We start from the raw sequence: 24,493 nt of genomic DNA on the forward strand, positions 1-24,493 counted from the left end.
TGACCGCCGACAACACCAATTCGGAATTCTGGTCCCCGCGGCCTTGATCCAGGTCAAACGCAGGCTGCTTTTTTGATTGAAGGTCACCAGAATCCGCCACCAAACCCGAAGCGTCGACCGCGAGGCGGCAACGCGCGACCGGCAGTGCCGAAGGCGCGCAATTCCGAGAAGCCGGGACAGGCTGCGGAAGAGAAGCCGTAGTGCGCCGTTCAATCTCCGCAGCGTTCATCAAGCTTAGCGAGGCTCTCCAGGCTGATGTGCCGCTTGTTTGCAATCCGGATCACGCCGTCGGTGCGCAGCCGTGTCAGTTCGCGGCTCACAGTCTCGATCGTCAATCCGAGGAAATCACCGATATCCGCCCGCGTAAGCGGCAGGTCGAAATTTGTCGAGCCTTTGGGATTGTTCGCGGCATCCATGTTTGTGGCGATCATCAGCAGGAAGCTTGCGACTTTTTCCGAGGCGGTCTTGCGCCCGAGCGCCGCCATCCAATTGCGTGCTTCGTCGAGTTTCCTGAGCGTATGCTCCAGCAGGACACGCCCGAGTGCCGGCGTGTCCTCCATCATTCGCTCGATGATCGCCTTTGGAAACGAGCAGAGCTCAACCGTCGTCAAGGTGCTGGTCTTGATTGGCCATCGTGCCGTGCACGGCCTGCCAAGAAAATCGCGGGCGAAATGGAACCCGACAATCTGCTGACGGCCATCCGAAAGGTTCCTGGTGAGCTTCACCACGCCGGACAAGACGATTGAGTAGGTTTCATCGTCGGACAGGTCTGATCCAGCCGAAACCTGATGCCTTGATGAGACTTGGGCCAATCGGGCGCGTTGGCTGGCCTTGAGCGCACCGCACAGTCCACCTTGCCCGGCTTGGCAGGGTTTACAGGTCGCCGGAATGTCAGCGTGTTGAGTGTCCTGTCTGCCGGCCATCGTGTCGCCCATGATCAATAGGGGCAGCTAGTTGCGCTGATTGTGGCCTGCACCGCCTTGATCGAGATCAAAGGCCGGGGATCAGCCGGCTGCCGGTGATCGGTCGAGGTGGTGTGCCTGGCGCAAGCGATTGTTGGCGCGCTTCAACCACCGCAGCGCTGCTCCAGCCGGCTGAAGCCGTCGACGATTATGTGCCGGTGGTTTTCGATGCGGATCACTCCCTCGGCTCGCAGCCTGGTCAACTGTCGGCTCACCGTCTCGATCGTCAGCCCGAGGAAGTCAGCGATATCGGCGCGTGTCAGAGGCAGATCGTAACTCGTCGGCCCGGCATCAGTGGCGGGATTGATGTTGCGGGCGATCATCAGAAGAAAACTGGCGACCTTTTCCGAGGCGGTCTTGCGTCCCAATGCCACCATCCAGCTGCGCGCCTCGTCAAGCTCGTTCAACGCCTGCTCGAGCAGACGGTGCTCCAGCTCCGGTGTGTCTTTCATCATTCGCTCGACGACGGTCTTTGGAAACGAGCACAGCGACACCTCCGTCGCGGCATCGGCATTGATAGAACTTTCCGCCTTGAACGGTCGCCCCAGGAAATCCGGTGCGAACTGGAGCCCGACGATCTGCTGTCTTCCGTCTGGAAGGCTTTTCGTCAACTTGACCACTCCGGAAAGCACATTCGAATAGCATTCGACCGCTTCTGCATCGCCAACGAGCTCAATGCCGGGCTGAACGCCACGCCTCGACGAGGTCCTGGCCAACTCGACCAATTGCTCGGGCTCGAGGGCGCCGCAAACGCCGCGATGGCGTGCTTCGCAGGATTGGCAAAGCACGGGAACGCCGGCACCGTGGACATCCTGTCTGATCGTCATTGCATGGTCCGAGGCCAGAGAGAGGGATAGGACATCGCTGCCGTATCGCGATACCGCCCATGGGGCCAAACGCCTTGATTGAAATCAAAGCGCGGCATGCCTGCGCGCCTAGACTGGACCGATGCAACCGAAAACAGCCAACGACGCGCCCGCCCTTGTGACTGCCAATCCGGCTGAAAACGTGCCCCGCTACACAAGTTACCCGACGGCGCCGCACTTTCATCCGGGCGTCGATGCGGTGGTGGTACGCGGATGGATGGATGCCCTCGAAGGCGATGACGAGATATCGCTCTATCTGCATATCCCGTATTGCGACCGGCTCTGCTGGTTCTGTGCCTGCCACACGAAGCATACCCGTCACTATGCCCCGGTTGCCACTTTCCTGGACTCCCTGCACAGGGAAATCGAAACTGTCGGCCATCTTGTGCGCGACCGGGGAAAAGTCCGCGCGGTGCATTTCGGGGGCGGTTCGCCCACCACGCTTAGACCGCAAGATATCCTTGCGCTGGGAAAGGCTCTGCGGGACCGGTTCGACTTTCTCGCCGGCGCCAGTCTCAGCGTCGAGCTTGATCCAAACGATATGGACGAAGGGCGCCTCGATGCCTTCGCCGCGATCGGCATGACGCGAGCCAGTCTTGGCGTCCAGGACTTCGATCCCAAGGTGCAGAAGGCGATCAATCGCGAGCAGAGCTTTGCGCTGACCAAAAGCGTCGTCGATGCGGTGCGCGAGCGAGGTGTCGGCTCGGTCAATCTGGACTTGCTCTACGGGTTGCCACATCAGACGTGCGAGAGTGTTGCGACCACTGTCGCCCAGGCTCTCACGCTCGCCCCCGACAGGATTGCGCTGTTTGGCTATGCGCATGTGCCATGGTTCAAGAAGCATCAGACGATGATCGACGAGGCTTGGTTGCCTGATCCCGCCGCGCGTCTGGCGCAGTCGCAGCTTGCCGCAAGATTGATCGTCGACGCAGGCTACGAGATGCTGGGCCTCGACCATTTCGCCAGGCCGGACGATGCGCTGGCCGTTGCTGCCCGCGCCGGAAGAATCCGCCGCAATTTCCAGGGCTATACCGAGGACCAGTGCGAAACCCTGATAGGTCTCGGCCCTTCGTCGATCAGTCGATTCCGCCAGGGCTACGCACAGAATATCGTCGCGACCGGCAAGTACGAAAAAGTAGTGAATTCAGGAGAGCTGGCGATAGCCCGCGGCATCGAGTTGAGCGTCGATGATCAGGCGCGGGCGTGGGCCATCGAGCGTCTAATGTGCCAGTTCACCTTCTCGGCGGTGGAGCTTGTCGAACGCTTTGGAGCGGCCGGCCAAACGCTTTTGTGTGAAGCCAGCCGGCTGGCCATCGGCAGTGCCGGCCACCTTCTTCGCCTCGATGGTGAGAGGTTCGTCGTACCGGAGGAAAGTCGCCCGCTCGTCAGGACGGTGGCGGCGAAATTCGACAAATATCTGCGAAATGGAATTGGCAGGCACTCGCTAGCGGTTTGAGCAACGGCCTGAAGCCACCGATCAAAAGTGCTCGCCGGCCCTGAAGGGCCCGACGCGAGTGCCGGCCGCGATCAGATAGGCGGTCGACCAACCGATCAGCAGAAACCCGTTGATGCCTTCCAGTGCCGCCAGGACGCGCCAGTCATGGGCAGGTACCACGTCTCCGTAGCCGACCGTGGAAAAGGTGATGGTCGAGAAATAGAGCGCGGTCTCAAAGTCGCTCAGGATTCCAAGCAGCCGGTATATGCCGGCCCACAGCCAGACTTCCGCGGTCATGACGGCAAAAAGCCCCATCACGACGGTGATCATGGCTACGACCCGGCTGCGGCGGCCGTGCATGCGGAAGAGCGCCACAAGGCGTGCCATCGCATGTGTGATGGCGATAAGGCCGAAAGTATGGATCAGGACCGTCAGGCTTATGACGATCGTGCCGACGAAGAGATTGAGGATCATCCGGGGACATTACCGCACGAAGGACCGTAGTCCTTGCGCACGATCAAACGGCGATCCGACTGTCCTGGCGGTGCCTTATTGGCCACCTGCGGGGGCGGTATGACCAAGGCGAAAGAACATGGCTAGCTTCAGGCTCGTTGCTATCCGCTGTGCCCGCTCGACAAACACCACCGCGGTTTCGGGCGCAAACACCTCTGCCGCCGTTTCGCCGAAGAGGGCTAGCCAGATATCGAAATCGGCCTCGGTGACATCCTTTAGCTTCAGGTGAGCGGGCACCGGCCGCCCGTGGTAGTCGCCGCTCTTCAAGATGACGGCGCACCAGAAGTCCGCCATCTTTTCCAGATGAGGCTCCCAATCGCCCACAATCTCGCGAGCGAAGATAGGCCCGAGGCGCAGATCGGCTCTCACCTTGGAATAGAACTTGCGGACCAACGCTGCTATGGCCACCCGGTCGACGTCGGGCCGGAGAAGCGGCTGATCGGCGACGGGGCGAACCTTCTCAAGCAAGATCGACTTCGAGGTCATTCACGTTCCATGGTCTTTGAGAGGTCATTGGTCTTTGGCAGTCAGGTGAGTCCCAGGCGATGAACGGCGTCCTGAAGGAAGCCGCGACGGTCGTGGACGAGGCGAAAGCCGAGATTGTCGGGCGGGGTGCCGACCGCGCAGCCGCCGCTCTTGCCGTCCCGGATGAAGTTCGACATGTAGGTGCGATGGAAGCCCTCGACGGCATGAACGCCGCAATTGTCGATCGCGCTTGCCGTTTCCGCGTCATCACCGGCGATTGTCGTGTGAACGTAGCATGTCGAGGTCCATTCCCAGACATTGCCGGCAATGTCGGCCAGTCCCTTCGAGTTGATACCGAAAGCCCCTTGGGCTCTTGGCTCGGGGTCTGGTGCGCGCCCGAGCGACGATTCGGCGCGATACTGGCCGAGCCAGCGCTGCGCGGGGTTTTTGGGGTCGTTTTCATTTGCCTCTATGTCACCGCGAAAACGTTCGCCGGCGGCGTAGGCCCACTCGACATCGGTCGGCAGCCGCCACGTTTCCCCGGTGCGCTCGGAAAGCCAGCTTGCATATGCTTCGGCGTCGATGTGGCTCACGCCCGTGACCGGGACGTCGCCAACCTTGCGCAGTTCTGCCGGCCTGCAGGCGCCGTCGGCGACGCAACGCGCGTATTCCCAGACGCTCACCTGGTACTTCATGATCTCGAGCGGCGCGGCGATTGTTTCGCGCGCGACAGGCGCCTTGACCGGGTGATTGGCCTTGAGGAACTCACCTGGTTTGGCGTGATCGAATGTGCCGGGCGCAAGGATTGCCGTCACGGGTGACTGAAGTGTCAAATCGCGGCTGTCGTTGGCCTCATTGGCGATGCCCAGGCCGATCAACGCGGCAGCCGCAATGACGCCGAAAGTGAACACGGGATCGAAGGACATGGCACGGCACCCGATTTCCGGTGCAACCCCGCTGAGCTGCAGGGTTGCACAATCATCCGTTCGCTCAGGAGGCAATTGCCTTGGGCGCCTCGACCTGCATCATCAGGTCGTCGTTCCAGCTGCCGCCATCCACCGTGAAGTGTGCGGTGGCCCCCAGTTCGACCGCTTCGATCAGATTGTGGTTCACATAGGCGTAGACGCCCGGCTGCAGGAACGTATAGAGCGCCGCGCCCGCCGATCCGCCGCGAATGAACCAGGTTTCGAGATCCCTTGCCGGCGGATTGGCGAATTTTCCCTGTTCCCACACGAAGTCGCCATGGCCGCCGATGAGGTGAGGGCGGGTATCGCGATTGGCCTGGGAATGAATGATCAGGACCGTTTCACCGACCTTCGCCTTCATCGCGTGCTCGCCGGTGAGCGATCCTGCCTTGCCGTTGAAGACGACATGGGTGGGAATCAAGCCGCGCATCACCTTGACCGTGTCGTCGTAATTGTCGCCGGCCGAGTCGTACTTCTTGAATTTGCCCTGGTCGTCGCGCGGGATGTAGAAGTCGTTTTCGCCGACATAGTAGATGCGGTCGTAGCGAACGGGTTTGCCCTTGTCGTCCTTCAGGCCATCGCGGGGCAGGACCATGACGGTGCCGCTCATGCCGGACACGACGTGCCAGGGGATCATCGCGCCGCCGGGCGCGCAATGATAAACGAACGTGCCGGCCCGGGTAGCCTTGAACCGCAATGTTACCTGCTCGCCGGGATTGATCAGGGTCAACGCGCCGCCGCCGAGCGCGCCGGTTGCAGCGTGGAAGTCGATGTTGTGCGCAAGCGTATTGGTATCGGGATTGATCAGCGTCAACTCGAGGTAGTCGCCCTCATGGACGACCATCAGCGGGCCGGGGATTGAGCCGTTGTAGGTCATTGCGTTGAGCTGCGTGCCGTCGGCGTCGATGACGACAGGCTTCTCTTCGATCTTCATGGTGAACTCGACGACCTTCGGGCCGCCTTTGGCAACCTGGTCATGGGCATGCACGAAAGGCGGCGCCACCAACGTGACCTTCTCGCGCGGAAGTCCGGCGACGTCCTTCGCGCTCGCCGCTGTCGGCATTGCGCTTATGGTGGCAACAGCTGCTGCCGTGAGAACAGATCCCAACAAAGCTTCACGTCTGGTAAGCATCGTCTTCTCCTTGGTTCCAAATCCGTTGATGCTTCCAGATTACTCTCAGCCACGTACATTTCTTTGCGCTAACGCAAATCAAACTCCATCAGCGGGTGTCTTTCGATTTTTCGAATACTTTATTTCGCGCCGTGGCGATGCATCCGGCCGCTTGTTCAACTCCAAGACGAAACAGGCCGGACTGGACCTCTCCCCTGGTCCGCCCGGCCTTCCCCCCTCCGGACTTCGCCAAGACGGAGGGGGTATCTATGAAACGGTCGTCGTCTAGTTGGCTGCGGCCTTGCTGGCCTCAGCGAACAGTTCGGCGAACACCGGCTTGGCCTTCCCGATCTGCTTGACGGCCTGTGCCGCGTCCAGGTTGACAGGCTTGCCGACCAGGATCAGCGCCACCATGCCCATGCCATAATGGGGCGCGCACTTGACGCCGTAGAAGCCCTCCTTGGTGAGGGTCACGGTAATTTCTTCGCTCGGCTTTCCCTTGAAAGGCTCGGCGCCGTCCGGGATCATGTCCTTGATAGTCTCGGCGTCGTGGGACTTGTCGGTCGGAACAAACTTGATCGTGTCTCCGGGCGCCGCACGGATGAAGGCGGGCTGGAAGACCATCGCACCCTTCTCTCCCTTGTTCAGCATCTGCACGACGTGTTCTTCGGCATTTGCCGCGCCGGCAAGGGAGAGCAGCGCGACAGCCGCGGCGATCAGGGGCAGTTTCATCGGGAAATCCTTTCTTGAGTAGTTCACGGCTTCAACCGTTGGATCCCTTTTAAGCCACGCCTTGATCGCGCGACTTGCGCTGGCGCAAATTGATCAGGGAAATAATTCTTGCTGCCACATGGCATGTTGCAGGTCGCAGTGTTGGCGGCGTTCTCAGGCCGCGTTTGCAGGACGACGGGCTTGCAAACGCGGCATAACGAGCATTCGCCCGAACAGCACCGCATAGCCAATGAACGCGATTGTCCAAAGCGCCGCCGCCATATGCAGCAGCGTCGCGACCGCTGGCGCGAAAGCCGCCAGTATCCGCAACATTGCCGCAAGCAGGATCGCGGCGAAGACCACGCAGGTGCCGATGGTCGCGCGCAACTCGCGGCCAGTGTGGCCGAGTGTTGCGCGCGACATGACCGCAAGCGTCATGGAGGCCAATGCTCCGACGCCGAACGCGTGAATGCCTGCTGCCGCAGGCACTTCCTCCGGAACGAAAGTGGCGAGGCCAGCCAGGAAGAGTCCGATCGGGACGAAGGCGAATGATGCATGAAGGATCAACACCAGAGGATCGCGCAGTGTGCGGTCTCCAGCCCAGCGGGCAAGCCGAATGGCATTGAGGATCGCCGCCGTGATTAATATCGACCCGGTGACTGCGTGGTCGGGAAAGAACGTCCAGCCAATCAGCCCGAAAGCCGAGAGGAGGATTGTCGCCGCATCGAACCTGCCGAATGGCACCGGCAGGCGCCCTGGCCGCTCACGCGCCAGCCAATTGCGGGTGAAGGAGGGGATGATCCGGCCGCCTATGATCATGACCAGCACAATTGCAGCGCCAAGGCCGAGCCGGCGGCTGGTGTCCGTCACGCCTTGGTAGTGCGCTTCGGCATGAAACATCGCATTTGCCGCCAGGAGCACCGCCACCGGGAGCAGGACCTTCAGATTTCTCCAGTTTCTGCCCGCCACGATTTCCACCGCGGCGGCGATAACAACCGCAAGAAGGAAAGCGCAATCGACGACGGCGCCGAGCAACCAGCCCGTCTCAGCCGAAAAGAAGACGGCGAGCCGACCCGCGGACCAGAGCACCACCAGGGCCAGCAGCGGAAGACCCTGCAAAGGCAGCCTTCCTGTCCAGTTGGGTATCGCGGTCAGCAGGAAACCGGTCACGACCGCAGCCAGATAGCCGAACAGCAACTCATGCACATGCCAGTCCACTGCCGAGAAGGCGCTGAAGGTTTCGAGCTTGCCGTAGTACAATGGCAGCCAGAAGAGGATCGCGCCGCCGCCAAAGAGCGAGCCTAGCAAGAAGAACGGCCGGAAGCCGTTGGAGAGAATGGCCGGGTAGGCGCCCGGACGCGTGCGTGGAATTGCCATGAGATCCCCTAAGACAACAACGACCGGCAGCTGAAATAGGATGGATCGGCGGCCGCCAATCCGGATGTTGTATCTTGAATGAGGCAAGCTCAATTTGCCGTTGCGCAAACAAGGGCGGGAATGTCCGGAAACGCGGATGCCGCTTGCTGCTCCTCGGCTGCCCATGAGACAGTCGGCGATCAGCTAGCGATGGATTTGTTGAATGTCGTTTGATTTCAAAGGAGGCGCACGTGGGTAGCCTTGATCCGTCGCTCATTGCCGGGCTTCCCGTTTTTGAAGGCCTGCGAGCCGCGGATCTCGACCGCATTGTCGGTCAAGCCAGGTCGCTCCGGATCGCCAAGGACCATCCTGTGTTTGAGCAGGAGCAGGAAGCACATTCATTTTTCCTGTTGCTTGACGGCCATGTGCGCGTGGTCAAATCGGCCCCGGATGGTCAGGAGGTGACGGTGCGCTACATCAGTCCGGGCGAGTTGCTGGGGATCGCTCACGCGTTGGGCCGTGCCACATATCCGGCAAATGCAGTTGCTGCCGTCGATTGCGTGGTTCTTGCCTGGCCGAGTCGCTTGTGGTCGACCTTCGCCGCTGATTACCCCAGTTTTGGCGCCAACACCTACAAGGCCGTCGGCGGCAGGCTTCAGGACGCACACACACGCGTCATCGAGATGGCCACGGAACAGGTGGAGCAGCGCGTGGCCCATGCCCTGCTCAAACTTGCCAAGCAAGCGGGCAAGAAGACAGAAGAAGGCATCCTGATCGACTTCCCGATTACGCGCCAGAACATAGCCGAGATGACAGGTACGACGCTGTTCACGGTGAGCCGATTGCTATCAGCATGGGAAGAACAGCAACTGGTCAAAGGCGGACGCCAGAAGGTGACCGTGGTCGCGCCGCACCAGCTCCTTCTGATCGCCGAAGGCAGGACGCAGAAAAGCTAGTCGGAATTGCCAATCGCAGTGCGCAAATCGCAACTCAGCTGTTCCTCATCGAGCTCATGCTCGCGCGCCGCATCCGAAATCGTGTGGAACGATGCAATCGGACAACCGACGCAAAGCATACCGTTTTGAAGCACGATCCGGATGGCGGCCGGCGACATCCTCATGATCTCGTCCATCGTCGCATCATCGCTGAATTTGTGTTTCATGGCTGCTAATCCGCGCATTCGTCGCGGACATTCTGCATCAGTTTATGGAACGCTCGTTGCGATGGGACAAAGAGGAAGCAAGACTCGAAGTCGCTCCCTGGCTGAGATCAACCACCAAAAACCTTGCGCCTAGACTGGATGCGTCCTTGTTCGAGAAGCTTCGCAAAACCGGGGCTATTGGGGCAGAAATCCTGATAGTGGTTTTCGAAATCGAACGCGGCCTGGAGCCCACGGCACTGGCGACGATGCGGGCAGGTCATGCAGGTGCGCGACATGTCGCCGCGTGCAGCTTCCAACGTTTGGAAGCTGTCGGGATCAATGCCGACCGAACGCATTGCTGGAGTAAGCAGGTCTTCCGAGGCATAAGGGAGCCGCATGGCGTCGTCGAACTCGGTTCGCGTTAGACCCAGGTCGTTCAAAATTCCCGCGCACTTGTCCGAGCCCTGCGCCCAAAATTCTCTTCTAGCCGCCTTGCTCCGCTCTCGGTCTACAAGAAAGGAAATTGCGAACCGCCAAGCTTCGACAGTTTCACTCGTGAGATTGCGTGCCATTCGAGTTCCCATTTTCCTTGATCACCTGGAATCGACTTCGGCGGACATCATAACGCCGACGACCCGGCGCAACTTTGCGCTAGCGCAAGGTGCTCTGGTGGCGCGTTTGTTAGACTCTATCTGCCATGCAACAGCGCTGCGGCCGCTCGGTGGCTCGTCTATTGCGTAGTTGTAACGAAGCAGAAAACCGCAGGGAATCGAGGTCCGCGTTTCGATGCGGCCCGAACTGGACGCACAGGCTCGCCTGATTGTCGCGAACGATTTGGCGGCCGAGTTTGATGGAGTTCTTTTTTGAACGTAGCCAGCCCGGGTAGGGCAACGCGCTTTGAACGAACGAGAACAAACGACAGAAAACCCGTCTGGATACTCGATCCATGCCGGTATTTTGACATGCCCAGGTCGCTCAAGTGCTCGCTTGAGAGCGTTGCGGAACCCAGCCAGCTGAAAAAGCATCCAGGCGTTTGCAAATCGAAACGATCCAGGCTCGCAGTTCCGGTCCGAAGGGCTTGTCCAGCGCTGCACGATCCCAGGCAAGGAAATAGGCAGCGGGTAGCTGCACCCGTTCGTTGAAGGGTACGATCAGCCGGCCGGATGCAATGTCCTCCGCAGCCATGGACAGCTGAGCAAGAACAAACCCCTTTCCATTGATTGCGGCGTCTATCGCGGCGCTCGACAGTGAAAAGGCCACTTCACCGGAAGTCCTTCGGCGCGAGGCACCAATCCTGTGCGCCCACTCCGCCCAGCTTGGCGGCGATTGATGGTCCCGTGCCCATTCTATGCCAAGCAGGGGAAAATCAAGGATATCCGATGGCCTCTTCAAGGGACGGTTGGCCAGCAATCCAGGCGCGCAGGCAGGGACCACCCAGTCCGTGAACAGTTCAGCATAGTGATCGAACTCATGAACCTTCGTGCCGTACGAGATTCGAAAATCCACTTGATCGCTGCCAAAACGCGGCTCTTGCTCGGCGCCGATCAGACGCACCGTCGCGCCGGCGTGAGCCGTCTGCCAGTCCAGAAGCTGAGGCGCCAGCCATTTGCTGGCAAGCGATGGAAGGCAAGAGATGGTCAGCGCGCTCTCCGCACGCGCCCGCTCGACAATATGCTGCGCTTCGCGAAGCTTTTCGAAGCCTGAGGAAACGGCCGCATGGTAGGTTCGTCCCCAGGACGTTAGGGCTACGCTTCTGCCGCGGCGTTCGAGCAAACTCAGTCCGAGCGCATCTTCCGCCTTGCGGATCTGCTGGCTCACCGCACCAACCGAAACACCAAGCTCTACGGCGGCTGCCGTGACGCTGCCACATCGGCCGAACGCCTCGAAGGCCTCGATCGCACGGAGGGGCAGCGCGTTCTTCACCTGGGGACAATCCTGGGGTCCGTTTGGTTTAGCATTTCTAAAATAGAACGCAGATGCAAGCCCTTTGTCGTGCCCGGCCCGAGAGCTATCAGTCTGGCGGTTGCAAGCTCGGGAGGACGCCATGTTTCTTCGAAATTGTTGGTACGTAGCGGCATGGGACGCGGAGGTCGGCGAGGGGCTCAAGCCTGTGCGCATCCTGGGCGAAGACATCGTCCTCTATCGCAAGACCGATGGCGTGGTGGCCGCGCTTGAAGATGCGTGCCCGCATCGCAAGCTGCCGCTGTCGATGGGCCGCATCAAGGGCGACACGGTGGAATGCGGTTATCACGGGCTGACGTTCGACAGTACGGGCACCTGCACCCGCGTGCCCGGGGCGGAAAAGATACCGCATGTGGCGTGCGTGCGTTCCTATCCGATTGCCGAGCGCTACGGCTTGCTGTGGGTCTGGATGGGTGAACAGCAGAAGGCCGATCCCGCCTTGATCTTCGAGGTCGACCACTGGGGCGATCCGGCATGGGGGGTCAATCGCGGCGAGTCCATGACGCTCGACTGCAACTATCTCTACATGACCGACAATCTGCTGGACCCGTCGCACGTCTCCTGGGTTCATCAGTCATCATTCGGCGGCGTCCAGGCGATGGAAGACGTGCCGCTAGAAACCACCGTGGGTTCGGACGGGGTGACTGTCTGGCGCTGGATTGTGGATGTTGAGCCGGCGCCGTTCTACGCGCCGTTCCTCAAATTCTCAGGCCATTGCGACCGCAAGCAGCACTACGAAGTGCGCTACCCCAGCAACGCCATCATCAAGGCCATCTTCGTGCCCGCCCGTACCGGCGGCGAAGGCAAGCCATACCATGAAGACGTATTCCTCATGGACAGCTACAACTTCATGACGCCCGTCGATGACAATCAGACGAGATACTACTGGTTCCAGATGCGCAACTTCGCGCCCGACGACCAGGAGGTCTCGCGCCAGTTCGCCACATCCGTGCGCGGGGCGTTCGACGAAGACCGCGCTGTCTTGAATGCCGTGCACAAAGGCATGGCCAACAAGCTGACACCCAATCTCGATCTTAAGATCGATGTCGGACCGATGCGCTTCCGCCGCAATCTTTCAAAACTCATTGCCGCCGAGAGCCAGCAATTGGCCGCGGCCGAATGAGCTCACTGTCCGCCCGCGCAAGTGCTGGACGAAGCGGGTTTCGCGACCTGAAAGTCGTCGCGAAGGTAAGGGAGAGCGCGATCATCACATCGTTCCTCCTCGAGCCTGTGCAGGCGCAGGGCTGGCGAGCCTACCAACCGGGCCAGTTCCTGGTCTTCCGCATTCCCGTTTCGAAGCAAGCGGCGGCCGCAAAGGACTATGTGCTGCGAAACTACAGCGTCTCCGGCCCGCCGAGCGTCGTCGGCACTTACCGGATCAGCGTCAAGCGAGAGGCGCCGCCCAGTCCGGGGCTTCCCGCCGGGGTGAGTTCCAGCTTCCTGCACGACCAGGTGGAGGTGGGTGACGTCCTGTCGGCCGAGGGGCCGCGTGGCGATTTCGTTCTCGACACCTGCAGCAGCCGGCCCGTTGTCCTGCTCAGCGGTGGCGTCGGCCTCACACCGATGGTGTCGATGCTGCACGCGCTTGCATCGGCACCCGATCGCCGCGTCGTGTTCATCCACGCCTGCGAGAACGGGGACGTTCATGCGTTGCGCGACGAGGTGTCGGCCTTGGCGGCCACACGGCCCGGCGTTACGGTTCACTTCTGCTATCGCTCGCCGACGGAGCGCGACAGATCGGACCGGAAATTCCACAGCGAAGGCCTGGTTTCGCGCGAAATGCTCCAGCGTCTTTTGCCGCTCGATGACTACGACTTTTACCTCTGCGGTCCGCCGCCCTTCATGCAGGCGGTCTATGCGACCGTGCGGGGGCTTGGCGTACCGAAGGCGCGTGTCGCCTACGAGTTTTTCGGCCCGGCCACGGTGCTCGATGTCGCTCCGCCTGCCATCAACGTCCCGCCAAAGGTGGGGATCGAACCCGACGGCAAAGCCGTTGCGGTCGAGTTCCGCAAATCAGGAATCAAGGCGGCATGGGACGGTATCTCATCCCTGCTCGAATTCGCCGAGGAGCAAGGCCTGGAACCGGAATTCAGCTGCCGCGCCGGTGTCTGCGGCACGTGCAAGTCGCGACTGATCAGCGGTGAGGTCAGCTATTTCGAGGAACCGCTCGATGAGCTTGCGCCAGGCGAAGTGCTGCTGTGCTGCTCGAAGCCGCGCGGATCGGTCGTCCTGGATATCTGATGGATGGCATCCGCCAAAAGAGCGTATCGGGAAGGGAAGTCTGGATTGGAAAATTCGACCACATCAAAATCAAAGCTTCTCTTCAATCCGTATATTGCCGCGTTGCCTCCCTACAATGCGGGCATGAACATTGCGATGGCGCGCGCGCTCAGCGGGCATCAGGATATCGCCCGGCTGGCCAGCAATGAGAACCCCGACGGCTGCTCTCCAAATGTCATGAAGGCGCTGGCATCGCCATCGTTCGAGCCATGGCGCTATGCCGATCCGGCCTGCACGGCGTTGCGTGCGGCACTTGGCGAGAAAGTTGCAATCGACCCGGGTCTCATCGTTGTCGGCAACGGATCGGAGGAAATGATTGCCGCGATCTCACGCGCCGTGATCTCGCCCGGCGCCTCAGTTGTCACGACGGTGCCGAGCTTCGGTCTGCACGAAATCGAGCCCCTGGCGGTTGGAGCCAAGGTGGCCAAGATCCCCATGACCGCCGAAATGGGCTTTGATCTTCGCGCGCTCGAAACCGCAATTGCGGCGGGGCCGAGGATTGTCTTCATCTCTTCGCCCTGGAATCCTGTGGGACCGGGGCTCGACCACGCCGCCTTGCGGCGCCTCATCGCTGCCGTTCGCCCGGGCACGCTTTTCGTCCTCGACGAGGCCTATTTCGAATTCTCCGATCCGGGCGCGCCCGACGGCATCGAAATCTTGCGAGACAGCGGCATCGACTATGTCGTCCTGCGGACATTTTCGAAAGCCTACGGCCTGGCCGGGCTGCGCGTCGGCTATGCCTTGTGCTCCAGTGTTGAACTCGCGGCGGTGATTGCCGCCGCGAAAACGCCGTTCAACGTCAACGGCGCGGCACAGATCGCGGCCATCGCCGCACTGGCCGACGAGGGCTGGATGAAAGCGTCGGCCAGCCGCGTGAGAGCCGAGCGGGAGCGTGTCGCGGCGGCACTTGCCGGGCTTGGCCTCCGGGTTGCGCCGTCGCAGACCAATTTCCTTTTCTTCGATTGCAATGGCGACAGCACACGCCTGGCCACTTCGCTGCTCGGGCAGGGGATCATCGTCAAGGCATGGCGCGAGAGCGGGTATGAACACTATCTGCGCGTCACGATCGGCTCACCCGCCGACAATGATCGTCTCATCACAGCGCTTCAGGGGCTCGCAGGCCAATGAATGCCGCCGCTGTCGCAAGTCAGAATGAACGCATCGGCAGCCCGGTGCCGATGCCGGTGACTGAAAGCCTTCGTGCCATCGTCGGCACTTCGAACGTGCGTATCGCCGATACTGCCGGGACGGTCGATCAGGACGCCGCCATCATTGTGTTGCCCGCCTCCACGGACGAGGTCGCCGCGGTCGTTCGTGTCTGCCGTCAGCACGAGATCTCGGTCGTGCCACTCGGTGGCGGGACGGGCCTTGTCGGGGGAAGCATTTCGCATATTGGCGAGATCGTCCTTTCGACGGCACGCATGAACCGGATCGAGCGGCTCGATCCGGTCGAGCAAACTGCAGTCGTCGATGCCGGAGTCACCCTGGAAGAATTGCAAACGACGGCAAGAGCCCATGGCCTGGAACCGGGCATCGATCTGGCCGCGCGGGGCTCCGCGACGATCGGCGGCATGGTGTCCACCAACGCCGGTGGGATGATGGCGTTTCGCAACGGCGTCATGCGCCATCGGGTCCTTGGTCTCGAGGCGGTGATGGCGGATGGTTCTGTCTATTGCGACCTCACACGGGTGGTGAAGAATTCCGCTGGCTATGACCTCAAGCATCTTTTCATCGGCGCCGAAGGAACGCTAGGCATCGTCACGCGCGTCGTCGTCAAGCTCGACCCCTTGCCCAAGGCGACCGCCATCGCACTTTTCGGGCTGCCCTCTGTCGAGGCCGCTCTGGAAACCATCCGTATGGCGTTTCAATCCAGCGTTGGGCATTTGCGTGCCGCCGAGGCGATGTGGAATTCCTACTTCAGGCTGGCGGCGTCGGCGCATGGCTGGGCCGAACCGGTCGTTGCGCTCGATCAGCCAATATTCCTTCTGCTGTCGCTTGGTGGTGCCGGCCAAGATGCCCTTCATGAGGATTTCGAACGGCTCTTTTGCGAAACCATCGAGCGTTTTCCTGAGGCGACAGGTATCATCGCCAGCTCGCGACGGCAGGAAGACGATCTATGGCGGCTGCGTGAAGACAGCAGCGTCCTCTACCGCGCCCACCCGAACGCACCATCGTTCGACGTGTCCGTGCCCTTGTCGGAAATTCCAGCCTATCTCGATCGGGTCCTCACTGGCCTTGCCGCGATCGAACCCGATCTGGTCCCGTATGTTTTCGGGCATCTCGCCGATGGCAATTTGCACATCATCTTGAACCGTCGGGGACCGCTTCCCCAGCACATGGCAGAAGCGGTCGAGCGCGTTCTCTATGACGGCCTGCGCGAGCTTGGCGGCTCCTTTTCCGCCGAGCACGGTGTCGGGTCCAAGCGCATCCATTCGCTCCTGGCAACGGCCGACCAGACCAAGCTCGCCACGATGGAACGGATCAAGAAGGCGCTGGACGGTCAGTCGCTGATGAACCCCGACAAGGTGCTGCCTGGTCGGGGCTGGTTCGTCCGTTCTCCCGGGCCGCCTGCGTCCAATGAGCGCCGATCGCAACGTCAAGACGAGAACGCCAATGAATAGCCCCATCGCGCAATTGCATGGAACGGACAAATTGGCTGGCGCTGTTGACCGGGTGGAAGACGCCACGGCGCGGCACGATCATTCGACCCAGTCATACGCCGTCAGCTTCTCGGTGATGCGCGAAAGGTTCCGTAGGGCGGCGCAGCGCGCCGGCGCGGATTTGTCCGAATATCTGCATCCCCTGCATGGGCCGGACGGTGAGGTTCTTGCAACCGATGTTGCATTGTTGGGCCGGCGCGACGCCTCGAAACTTATCGTGCTCATTTCGGGTACCCATGGCGTGGAGGGCGCGTTCGGCTCTGCCTGCCAGACGGCCTGGCTCAGCCAGAAAAGCCCATGGAAGCTGGACGCGGAAACGGCCGTCCTGGCAATCCACCTGATCAACCCCTGGGGAACGGCGTGGTCGCGACGAGTCAACGAGGACAATGTCGATCTCAACCGCAATTTCATCGACTGGTCCGCAGGCACACCAGAGAACAACGCCTATGCCGGACTCCATAGCATACTGACGTGCAGGGAATGGGAGGGACCGGACCGCGTCGCTGCCGACGAGAAGCTGCTCGCAACCAGAAAAAGGCTCGGGCAGGCCGGGTTGGCGGCCATCGTCGAGGCCGGTCAGTATGAATTTCCGGACGGACTGTTTTATGGCGGCGCCGGCCCCGTCTGGTCGAATCGGACGCTGACCGACATCCTGTCGACTTTTGCCGCCGCCGCGCGCCATGCCATCGTCTTCGACCTACACACGGGTGCGGGACCCTATGCCTATCCGGCCTTGCTTTCGGTGGCCAGTTCCGAGCATCCCGGTATGGCCTGGGGCAAGTCCGTTTTCGGACCGGCGCTTGCCACGGTCATCACCGGCTCCAATGCGACGACCAGCACAGGCATCGCCGCGACCGCGACCGGCTATGTCTCCGAGGCCGTCGTGAGAGCCATGCCAGACGCACGGGTGCTGCCGCTCGTGGTGGAATGCGGCACGCTGGACGGAGCCACCGTCATGGATGCCGTCCAGGCCGACAACTGGCTGCATCTTTTCGGCAGGATCGATTCCGCCATCGGCAAACGGATCAAGGCAACGCTGCGCGGTGCTTTCATCCCCGACGATGCGGATTGGCAGCGAACCTGCTTGTCCGCCAGCCTGCGATACTTCGATCGCGCGCTCTCGGAATTGCGGACAGTCGAAGTCGTGACAAGCGAGCCTGACCTGAACGCACCGACAGTGCCGCCGGCCCGCATCGCCTCGGTGGATCACACTCCCGCGGCCACGGCGAGGGTCGCGACACCGGCAGTGCAGATCGAGGACCTGCACAAGAGCTTTGGCTCCCTTCTGGTGTTGAAAGGCGTCAACCTCACCGCCCATGCCGGCGAGGTGATTTCGATGATCGGCTCGTCCGGATCGGGTAAGAGCACCTTCCTGCGCTGTATCAACCTGCTGGAACAGCCGGACGGCGGCAAGGTCGCCATCGACGGCGAACTCATCAAGATGAAGCAGACGTCAAACGGCCGCGCCGGACCCGCAGACATGGCCCAAGTCGAGCGCATTCGCGCCCGCGTCGGCATGGTGTTTCAAAGCTTCAATCTGTGGCCGCACATGACGGTGCTGGAAAACATCATCGAGGCCCCCCGGCATGTCTTGAAGGAGCCGCGCGAGAAGGCTGTCGACCACGCCAACGCCCTGCTGAAAAAGGTCGGGCTTTCCGACAAGCACGCGCATTATCCCGGCCAGTTGTCGGGAGGTCAGCAGCAGCGTGCCGCGATCGCCCGCACACTGGCGATGCGCCCAAAAGTCATCCTCTTCGACGAACCGACATCGGCGCTCGATCCGGAACTGGTCGGCGAGGTGCTGCGGGTGATCCGGCAGTTGGCCGAGGAAGGAAACACGATGATCCTCGTGACGCACGAGATGCAGTTCGCGCGCGAGGTCTCCCACAAGATTCTATTTCTCCACCAGGGAAAGGTGGAGGAGGAGGGGGCACCGGCGGAGCTGTTCGGCAGCCCGCGTTCGGAGCGTCTGCGCCAGTTCCTGGCCCGGACGTTGTGAGCGAAAGGCGCACCCTCGAAGGCTCCGGTCCGTGCCGGGGCAAATCTGCCAAAAATGAACATCAACAAGGGGAACTGACCATGAAATTGAAAGTCTTGTCATTGCTCGCATGTCTTGCGGCAAGCACAGGAAGCGCGTTTGCCGCGGAAGGTGAACTGTCCATCGGCACGGAGGGCGCTTATCCTCCGTGGAGCATGTCCGACGCCAATGGCAACGTCACCGGTTTCGACGCGGATGTCGGTGCGTTGCTCTGCACCAAGCTCGAACTGAAGTGCCATTTCGTCGTGCAGGCTTTCGACGGCCTCATCCCGGCGCTGAAAGCCAAGCGCTTCGATGTCATCATCTCGGGCATGTCGATCACCGCCGACCGCAAGAAAGAGATCAATTTCAGCGTCGGCTACGCCGAACTGGCCAACATGTTCGTCGCCCCGAAGGGCTCGGATCTTGCCGGCGTTACCGACGTCGACACTTTACTGAAATCTCTCGCCGGCAAGAAGGTCGGCGTGCAGGCCGGCACGACCCATGCGCATTTCCTCGAGAAGCGTGCGCCCGACGCCGATCTGAAGACCTACGACACACTTGACCAGATGCAGATCGACCTGGCGAGCGGCCGGATCGACGCGGCCTTTGCCGATCAATCCGCCCTGCAGGACTTCCTGGACAAGCCCGACGGCAAGAACTTCCAGCTGGTCGGCGTGCAGATCAAGAGCACCTTCGACCCGACGCTTGGCGAAGGCATCGGCGTCGGCATCGCGCAGGAAAACACCGAACTCAAGGCCAAGATCGACAAGGCACTTTGCGCACTGACCGCCGATGGATCGGTCGGCAAGGCCAGCCAGAAATGGTTCAAGACGGACATTTCCAGACCTTGCAACTGACGCGCTTCAACGCGCGGCGTCGCATGCGCCGGACCGGCGCATGCGACTGCCTCGTTCACACTTGGGAATAGAGCAACACAGATGGAATTCGGTCTCTGGCAGGTTTGGGAAGCGGGTTGGGTGACCGCCATTCTGCGCGGCGCTGCCGTGACGGTCGCGGTCGGCTTGTCCAGCATGGTCGCCGGGCTGCTGATTGGCGTTGTCTGTGGGCTGATCAAATGGGCCAGGATATATCCGCTCTCACTCCTGGTGGACGGATATACGTCCGTGGTGCGCGGCGTTCCCGAACTGCTCGTTATCTACCTTCTGTTTTTCAGTTCGGTTCAATTTGTCACGAAGGTCATCACTGCTTTCGGCTACGCCGGGCTGGCGGAGAGCGGTTATGCGTTCGTCATCGCATTGATCGCCATTGGTGCGATCTCGGGCGCCTACTCGACCGAGGTGATCCGGGGTGCACTGGCATCCATCCCCAGCGGACACATCGAGGCCGCGCGCGCCCTTGGCCTGCCCGGCGGCCGTATCTTCCGCCGCATCATAGCCCCGCAGATGCTACGCATTGCTGTTCCAGGCATAAACAATGTCTGGCAGACGACGATCAAGGACACGGCCCTGGTTTCCGTGGTTGGGCTTCAGGAGCTGATGCGCATTTCCTACATCGGCGCGAACTCCACACGCCATCCGTTTATCTTCTATCTGATCGCGGCCGTCGTCTATCTGTTCATCACGCTTGTAAGCCAGGCCGGCTTCGATGGGGTCGAGCGCCTGCTTCGGCTGCGGGCGAGGAGGTAGGAACATGGAACTCATCCAGCTTGCGGTTCCAGTTCTCCTCAAGGGGCTATGGGTGACAGCCGCGCTGACACTGGTCTCGGTGCTCATTGGCTTCAATCTCGGCCTGGGACTGGCACTGATGCGGCTGTCGTCGAATGCCTTCTCGGCCGGCTTTGCCAAATATTACAGCAATGTCTTTCGCGGCACGCCGCTGTTGGTCCAGATATTCATTTTCTACTATGGGCTCGGCGAGGTCAGCCTGGTCAGGAACAACCCCGTTCTGTGGTGGGTGATCAGCGACGGCTCGCGATGCGCCGTGCTGGCATTGGCGCTTAACACCGCGGCCTATACGTCCGAGATCCTGCGCGGAGGGCTGATGTCGGTGCCAGCCGGCTTGGTCGAAGCAGCTCAGGCTTGCGGCATGTCGCGGGTTCTGCGCTTTCGCCGCATCGAGTTTCCGCTTGCGATACGCCAGGCTCTGCCGGCCTATGGCAACGAGCTCATTCTTGTGGTCAAGGGGACAAGCTTGGCCTCTACGATCACCGTGCTGGAAATCACCGGCTACGCCAAGCGGCTCATGAGCCAGACCTTCGCGATCTTCGAAATTTTCGCAATTGCCGGCATATTGTACCTGGTCATCAATCTGCTGTTGATCACGATCACCCGCTCGATCGAGCGTTGGCTTATGCGGCATGAGTCGCAATCGCGCCATGAATTCAGCTCGCCGCGATCAGAGGAAGCCGCAGCGGTTTCGCGAGGACCCTCCTGAAATTTGGCGAGCATGGCGGACCGCGCGTCATCTTCTAGGTTTTGCCGAGGACAGGCTTTGTGTTAGCGGTTATCGCAATCGCTCGTCCCGCTTCTCGCATCTGAGGCATCTGTGTCATTGATCAGTTCCCTGGCGATGGCGAGTAAATGCGGGTGAGTGCGCCATGATGCTGTCAACCGCCCACGCCATCACGGATCGCTGAGAAGTAGCGGTCAGTGCCGACCTGCCCGCCCTTCAACGCCACCTCCAGCCCCTCGATCACCTTGATGCGCGAATGGGCAACGCAGAGCGGCGAGCCGGGTGACGCCGGCAACGGCATCCTGACCGTCAGCGCGTCGACGCCCATCTGTCCCAGCGCGTGGCTCGACGTGTCGCCGCCGGCGATGATGACGCGCTTCAGGTCCTGCACTTCGGTCAGTTGCCGCAGCAGCGTGCCGAGGCCGCGGCCGAGCTTGTGGCGGGCGCCTTGCTCACGGTCGATCTCGGCGCCGCGATCAGCGGCAGGTCCGAGTGCCGTGTAGAGGATGACGCTGCGCCCGGCTTCCAGGCTGGCGCGGCCGCGCGCGGCCGCGCGCGCGATCGCCAGTTCGGAAACCTCCGAGACCAGTTCGATCGGATCAACTTCGATCCCATCGAATCCGTCGGTCAGCGCATGGCGGATCTGCCGTTCCGTGGTCGGCGAGCAGCTGCCCGAAACCACCGCGACGCGGCCGGCAGAGCCCGGTGGCGAAAAGCGGGACTCGGCGCGAACGGCGGCAGTCTCCGCCCATTCGGCGAGTAGCGCGTACTCGACGCCGGACGAGCCGACGACGAAGGAGCCGCCGGCCTTGCGGCTGCGCCATATCTCCTTGCCGGCAAGCGCCTGGCTTTCCGGACTGTCGACATCGATGAGCACGATCGCGGCGCCACCCTCAGCGAGGCGATCAAAGGCGGCCGACCGGTTGGCCGAACGCAGCGTCGCTAGATCAAGCAATCCCGAGGGCAGAGCGGTCTGCCGCGACAGATGGATCAGAAGGTCAGCCTCGTCCATTGGCGTCGCCGGATGGCGGCTCATCACCGGATGGCGGTCGATGCGGTAATATCGATCGCGATAGGCCGCGAACAGGTGGCCGAAGGCGGTGTAGCGCTTGAGCTGCGGTGCGCCGACCAGCAGCGGCACGCTGCCCTGTGCGAACACCGCGCGGCCGATCTCGATCGCCCGGCCGATGTTGCCGATCGTCGGGCTGGAATCGAAGGTCGAGCAGACCTTGTAGTGGCAGATGGCGGCGTTCAGCGTATTCAGCCATACGAAGGCCTCCTTGAGATGCGTGTCCATCCACTGCGGCGTCTCGCTGCGGCTGGTGCCGGCCAGGCCGACTGCACGGCAATGCGAGAACTGCGCCAGCTGCGCTTCGTCCGGCTGGCGCATGAACAGCACCGTCGGAACGCCACCGAGCTCCAGCGCCTCCATCACATCGGTCGATCCGGTGAGGTCGTCGCCATAATAGCTGAGCAGAAGGTCCTGCATGGCTCAGGCCGCCTTGCCGTCGCCGAACTTTTCGATCGAGCGGGCCAGTTCCGCATGGCTCCTGGCGAAGTCCGCCAGCGGAATGCCATCGACCGCCGCTTGCCAGGCCTGCTGCACGGCACGCACGCCGGCGCCCGGCCCGTCCGGATGGCTGACGATGCCGCCGCCGCACAGATAGAGCAGGTCGACCGTGCGGCCGGTGCGCTCATAGGTCTCCGGCGCCTGGCCGCCCCATTGGCCCGACCCCGCCACCGGCAGGGCGCAATCGTCGGGCGAAAACAGCGGCGTCGTCACCGCCTCGAAGGAACGGACGAAGGAGTCATCCGGCTCCCAATACTTTGATGCAATGCCGTTGATCTGGAACTGGTCGACACCGAGCAATCGCCAGAACTGCTGCCAGACCTTGAAATCCATGCCGAGGCCGGGATGGCGGGTGAGGATGTCCCAGCCATTGCGGTGGGCGTGCAGGACAAGGCTGGAGCGCTTTCTCAAGTAAGCCATGCCGCCGAAGCCGATGGAGTTGATGTTGACCACGGCGCAATTGCCGCCGGCCGCAAGCACCAGGTCGTGGTTACGCATCATCTCGTCGGGATCGGCATGCGAGATGCCGAAGGCATACATCACCTTCTTGCCGGTCTTCTGCTCGTGGTCGAGGATCAGCGGCATGATCGCCTTCACCCGCTCCGAGAGCGGCGAGTAGGCCGGGCTCATCAGCTTCTCATCGTCCTTGATGAAATCGACGCCGGCCTCGATCAACTCGCCCACCATCGCCGCCGTCTCGGGCGGCCGCAAGCCCAGCGCCGGCTTGACGATTGTGCCGATGATGGGGCGGCCCTCGACGCCGGTCAGCCGGCGGCTGCCTGCGACGCCGAACTGCGGGCCTGGGTGAGCGCCCTTGAATTCTTGCGGCAGCTTCATGTCGACGACCCGGATGCCGGACAGGCCCTTGATCGAGTAGGTGCCGCCGATGGCGATGGTCATCAGCGCCGAAAGGTCGGTGCCGATCGCATCGAACGGGAATGCGATGTCGACATCGGCGCGCTTGAAAGGGCCGCTGCCGGCCTCGGGAATGGACGGCAGCTGCGCATCGGGCAGATGCCGGATCGCCAGCACCCGCGCCGCCACGCGGGCCTTCAGCTCCTCGGTCTCGCCGGGCAGGGCGACAAAGGTACCGGTCGACTGGTCGCTGGCGATCTTGGCCGCCAGCGCTTCGATGCTGTCAGGCGTTTCGATGCGATAGGTGAGGATGATCATGGCCGGTCGAAAGCGTCCGAAAAAAGTTTTGTTGCGCTCCAAATCTGGTATAATGAGTACATAAGTATTGCAAGCAAATATCCCGATCTCGCATTACGCGGCGGGCAAGGCGCAGGCATTCCGGGAATCGCGCCGGGGATGCTAAACAGGAACCGGGCCAGGGAGTGATTCGTCACGATGAACCGTTCGGAGCCGATAGTCCGGCGCAAGCTTTCCGATGAAGTCTTTGCAAGGCTGAAGCGGCTGATCACCAGCGGCGAGCTGCAGCCGGGCGACGACATGCCGTCGGAACGCGAATTGATGGAGCGCTTCGAGGTTGGCCGGCCGGCCATCCGCGAGGCGATGCAGGCGCTGAGCAATATGGGCCTTGTCGCCATCTCGCATGGCGAGCGGGCCAAGGTGCTGCAACTCACCGCCAAGTCGATCATCAAGCAGGTCGATGGCGCGGCCAAGATCATCCTGTCGTCGTCGAAGGACACGCTCGAGCACCTCAAGACCGCGCGTATCTTCTTCGAGCGCGGCATGGTCAGGGAAGCCGCCGAGAAGGCCACCGTCGAGGATGTGCAGCGGCTCAAGGCAACCGTTGCCGAGCAGCGCGCCGCGCGCGGCGATTCCGAAGCCTTCATTTCCGCCGACATGAAATTCCACACCCAGATCGCGATGATATCGGGCAACCCGATCTATGTCGCCGTCAGCGAGGCGATGCTCGGCTGGCTGAAGGAATATCACACCGAGATGCTGATCTGGACCGGTAAGGAAAAGTACACACTGACCGAGCACGAAGAGATCGTCGACCGCATCGAGCAGCGGGACGCCGAAGGCGCCGAAAAGGCGATGATCAAGCATCTCGAACGCTCGCGCGCGCTCTACGTGATGAATTCCGAGAAGTAA

24 protein-coding genes are annotated in these 24,493 nt (G+C 61.6%); 11 read left to right on the plus strand and 13 right to left on the minus strand.

The window, feature by feature from the left end; translation table 11 throughout:
• Nucleotides 1-209: 209 nt before the first annotated feature.
• Nucleotides 210-923, minus strand: a complete 714-nt coding sequence (locus AC04SF_RS00110) for a Crp/Fnr family transcriptional regulator (RefSeq protein WP_488475985.1) — start codon at nucleotides 921-923, stop codon at nucleotides 210-212.
• A gap of 143 nt (nucleotides 924-1,066) precedes the next feature.
• The gene (locus AC04SF_RS00115; RefSeq protein WP_488475986.1) at nucleotides 1,067-1,789 is read right to left on the minus strand and encodes a Crp/Fnr family transcriptional regulator; all 723 of its coding nucleotides are present in this window, start codon (nucleotides 1,787-1,789) and stop codon (nucleotides 1,067-1,069) included.
• A 121-nt stretch (nucleotides 1,790-1,910) separates the two neighbouring features.
• On the opposite strand from AC04SF_RS00115, the gene hemN reads away from it, so the two are divergent.
• Entirely contained in the window at nucleotides 1,911-3,284 is a 1,374-nt protein-coding gene (hemN, locus tag AC04SF_RS00120; protein WP_488475987.1) for an oxygen-independent coproporphyrinogen III oxidase, read from the plus strand.
• A gap of 21 nt (nucleotides 3,285-3,305) precedes the next feature.
• Here the strand turns inward: hemN and AC04SF_RS00125 are convergent, their stop codons facing one another.
• The 6 genes from AC04SF_RS00125 to AC04SF_RS00150 all read right to left on the minus strand — a co-directional run bounded on the left by AC04SF_RS00125 (nucleotide 3,306) and on the right by AC04SF_RS00150 (nucleotide 8,405).
• Nucleotides 3,306-3,737: a potassium channel family protein gene (locus tag AC04SF_RS00125; protein WP_202351164.1), complete on the minus strand. Its 432-nt coding sequence runs from the start codon at nucleotides 3,735-3,737 to the stop codon at nucleotides 3,306-3,308.
• 75 nt (nucleotides 3,738-3,812) lie between these two features.
• Complete coding sequence (locus tag AC04SF_RS00130; protein WP_488475988.1) at nucleotides 3,813-4,262, minus strand: group III truncated hemoglobin; 450 nt, start codon at nucleotides 4,260-4,262, stop codon at nucleotides 3,813-3,815.
• A 41-nt stretch (nucleotides 4,263-4,303) separates the two neighbouring features.
• Entirely contained in the window at nucleotides 4,304-5,167 is an 864-nt protein-coding gene (locus tag AC04SF_RS00135; protein ID WP_488475989.1) for an SUMF1/EgtB/PvdO family nonheme iron enzyme, read from the minus strand.
• Between the two features lie 64 nt (nucleotides 5,168-5,231).
• Nucleotides 5,232-6,338, minus strand: a complete 1,107-nt coding sequence (nirK, locus tag AC04SF_RS00140; RefSeq protein ID WP_488475990.1) for a copper-containing nitrite reductase — start codon at nucleotides 6,336-6,338, stop codon at nucleotides 5,232-5,234.
• A gap of 264 nt (nucleotides 6,339-6,602) precedes the next feature.
• A complete protein-coding gene (locus AC04SF_RS00145) occupies nucleotides 6,603-7,049 on the minus strand; it encodes a pseudoazurin (protein WP_096454989.1) in 447 nt (148 codons plus the stop codon).
• A 153-nt stretch (nucleotides 7,050-7,202) separates the two neighbouring features.
• Nucleotides 7,203-8,405: an NnrS family protein gene (locus AC04SF_RS00150; RefSeq protein ID WP_488475991.1), complete on the minus strand. Its 1,203-nt coding sequence runs from the start codon at nucleotides 8,403-8,405 to the stop codon at nucleotides 7,203-7,205.
• 230 nt (nucleotides 8,406-8,635) lie between these two features.
• On the opposite strand from AC04SF_RS00150, the gene AC04SF_RS00155 reads away from it, so the two are divergent.
• Nucleotides 8,636-9,340: a Crp/Fnr family transcriptional regulator gene (locus tag AC04SF_RS00155; RefSeq protein WP_488475992.1), complete on the plus strand. Its 705-nt coding sequence runs from the start codon at nucleotides 8,636-8,638 to the stop codon at nucleotides 9,338-9,340.
• Here the strand turns inward: AC04SF_RS00155 and AC04SF_RS00160 are convergent.
• From AC04SF_RS00160 to AC04SF_RS00170, 3 genes are all read right to left on the minus strand, one after another.
• Nucleotides 9,337-9,546, minus strand: coding sequence for a DUF1858 domain-containing protein (locus AC04SF_RS00160; RefSeq protein WP_488475993.1), 210 nt, complete (start codon nucleotides 9,544-9,546; stop codon nucleotides 9,337-9,339). The genes AC04SF_RS00155 and AC04SF_RS00160 overlap by 4 nt on opposite strands.
• Before the next feature lie 107 nt (nucleotides 9,547-9,653).
• A complete protein-coding gene (locus AC04SF_RS00165; protein WP_488475994.1) occupies nucleotides 9,654-10,097 on the minus strand; it encodes a hypothetical protein in 444 nt (147 codons plus the stop codon).
• A 403-nt stretch (nucleotides 10,098-10,500) separates the two neighbouring features.
• Nucleotides 10,501-11,448, minus strand: a complete 948-nt coding sequence (locus AC04SF_RS00170) for a LysR substrate-binding domain-containing protein (RefSeq protein WP_488475995.1) — start codon at nucleotides 11,446-11,448, stop codon at nucleotides 10,501-10,503.
• 121 nt (nucleotides 11,449-11,569) lie between these two features.
• On the opposite strand from AC04SF_RS00170, the gene AC04SF_RS00175 reads away from it, so the two are divergent.
• The 8 genes from AC04SF_RS00175 (at nucleotide 11,570) to AC04SF_RS00210 (ending at nucleotide 20,841) form a co-directional block, all read left to right on the plus strand.
• Entirely contained in the window at nucleotides 11,570-12,610 is a 1,041-nt protein-coding gene (locus AC04SF_RS00175; RefSeq protein WP_488476648.1) for an aromatic ring-hydroxylating dioxygenase subunit alpha, read from the plus strand.
• Nucleotides 12,607-13,728: a 2Fe-2S iron-sulfur cluster-binding protein gene (locus AC04SF_RS00180; RefSeq protein WP_488475996.1), complete on the plus strand. Its 1,122-nt coding sequence runs from the start codon at nucleotides 12,607-12,609 to the stop codon at nucleotides 13,726-13,728. Before AC04SF_RS00175 ends, AC04SF_RS00180 begins: the two co-directional genes overlap by 4 nt.
• A 45-nt stretch (nucleotides 13,729-13,773) precedes the next feature.
• Nucleotides 13,774-14,895, plus strand: coding sequence for a histidinol-phosphate transaminase (gene hisC, locus AC04SF_RS00185; RefSeq protein ID WP_488475997.1), 1,122 nt, complete (start codon nucleotides 13,774-13,776; stop codon nucleotides 14,893-14,895).
• The gene (locus tag AC04SF_RS00190; RefSeq protein WP_488475998.1) at nucleotides 14,892-16,388 is read left to right on the plus strand and encodes an FAD-binding oxidoreductase; all 1,497 of its coding nucleotides are present in this window, start codon (nucleotides 14,892-14,894) and stop codon (nucleotides 16,386-16,388) included. Before hisC ends, AC04SF_RS00190 begins: the two co-directional genes overlap by 4 nt.
• Before the next feature lie 115 nt (nucleotides 16,389-16,503).
• Complete coding sequence (locus AC04SF_RS00195) at nucleotides 16,504-18,426, plus strand: DUF2817 domain-containing protein (RefSeq protein WP_488476649.1); 1,923 nt, start codon at nucleotides 16,504-16,506, stop codon at nucleotides 18,424-18,426.
• A gap of 80 nt (nucleotides 18,427-18,506) precedes the next feature.
• Nucleotides 18,507-19,304, plus strand: a complete 798-nt coding sequence (locus AC04SF_RS00200) for a transporter substrate-binding domain-containing protein (RefSeq protein ID WP_096455011.1) — start codon at nucleotides 18,507-18,509, stop codon at nucleotides 19,302-19,304.
• Nucleotides 19,305-19,385: 81 nt separating this feature from the next.
• A complete protein-coding gene (locus AC04SF_RS00205; protein WP_488475999.1) occupies nucleotides 19,386-20,093 on the plus strand; it encodes an ABC transporter permease in 708 nt (235 codons plus the stop codon).
• A gap of 4 nt (nucleotides 20,094-20,097) precedes the next feature.
• Complete coding sequence (locus AC04SF_RS00210; RefSeq protein WP_488476000.1) at nucleotides 20,098-20,841, plus strand: ABC transporter permease; 744 nt, start codon at nucleotides 20,098-20,100, stop codon at nucleotides 20,839-20,841.
• 172 nt (nucleotides 20,842-21,013) lie between these two features.
• Here AC04SF_RS00210 and AC04SF_RS00215 read toward each other — a convergent pair whose 3' ends face one another.
• On the minus strand, nucleotides 21,014-22,348 hold the full coding sequence (locus tag AC04SF_RS00215; protein WP_488476001.1) for a four-carbon acid sugar kinase family protein: 1,335 nt from the start codon (nucleotides 22,346-22,348) through the stop codon (nucleotides 21,014-21,016).
• A gap of 3 nt (nucleotides 22,349-22,351) precedes the next feature.
• Nucleotides 22,352-23,602, minus strand: a complete 1,251-nt coding sequence (gene oiaX / locus AC04SF_RS00220; RefSeq protein ID WP_096458789.1) for a 3-oxo-isoapionate-4-phosphate decarboxylase OiaX — start codon at nucleotides 23,600-23,602, stop codon at nucleotides 22,352-22,354.
• Between the two features lie 177 nt (nucleotides 23,603-23,779).
• Here oiaX and AC04SF_RS00225 point away from each other — a divergent pair, with 177 nt between their 5' ends.
• Nucleotides 23,780-24,493 (plus strand): transcriptional regulator NanR, encoded by a 714-nt coding sequence (locus AC04SF_RS00225; RefSeq protein WP_096455019.1) that lies wholly within the window; start codon nucleotides 23,780-23,782, stop codon nucleotides 24,491-24,493.

The organism is Mesorhizobium sp. CNPSo 4671 (genome assembly GCF_057784245.1).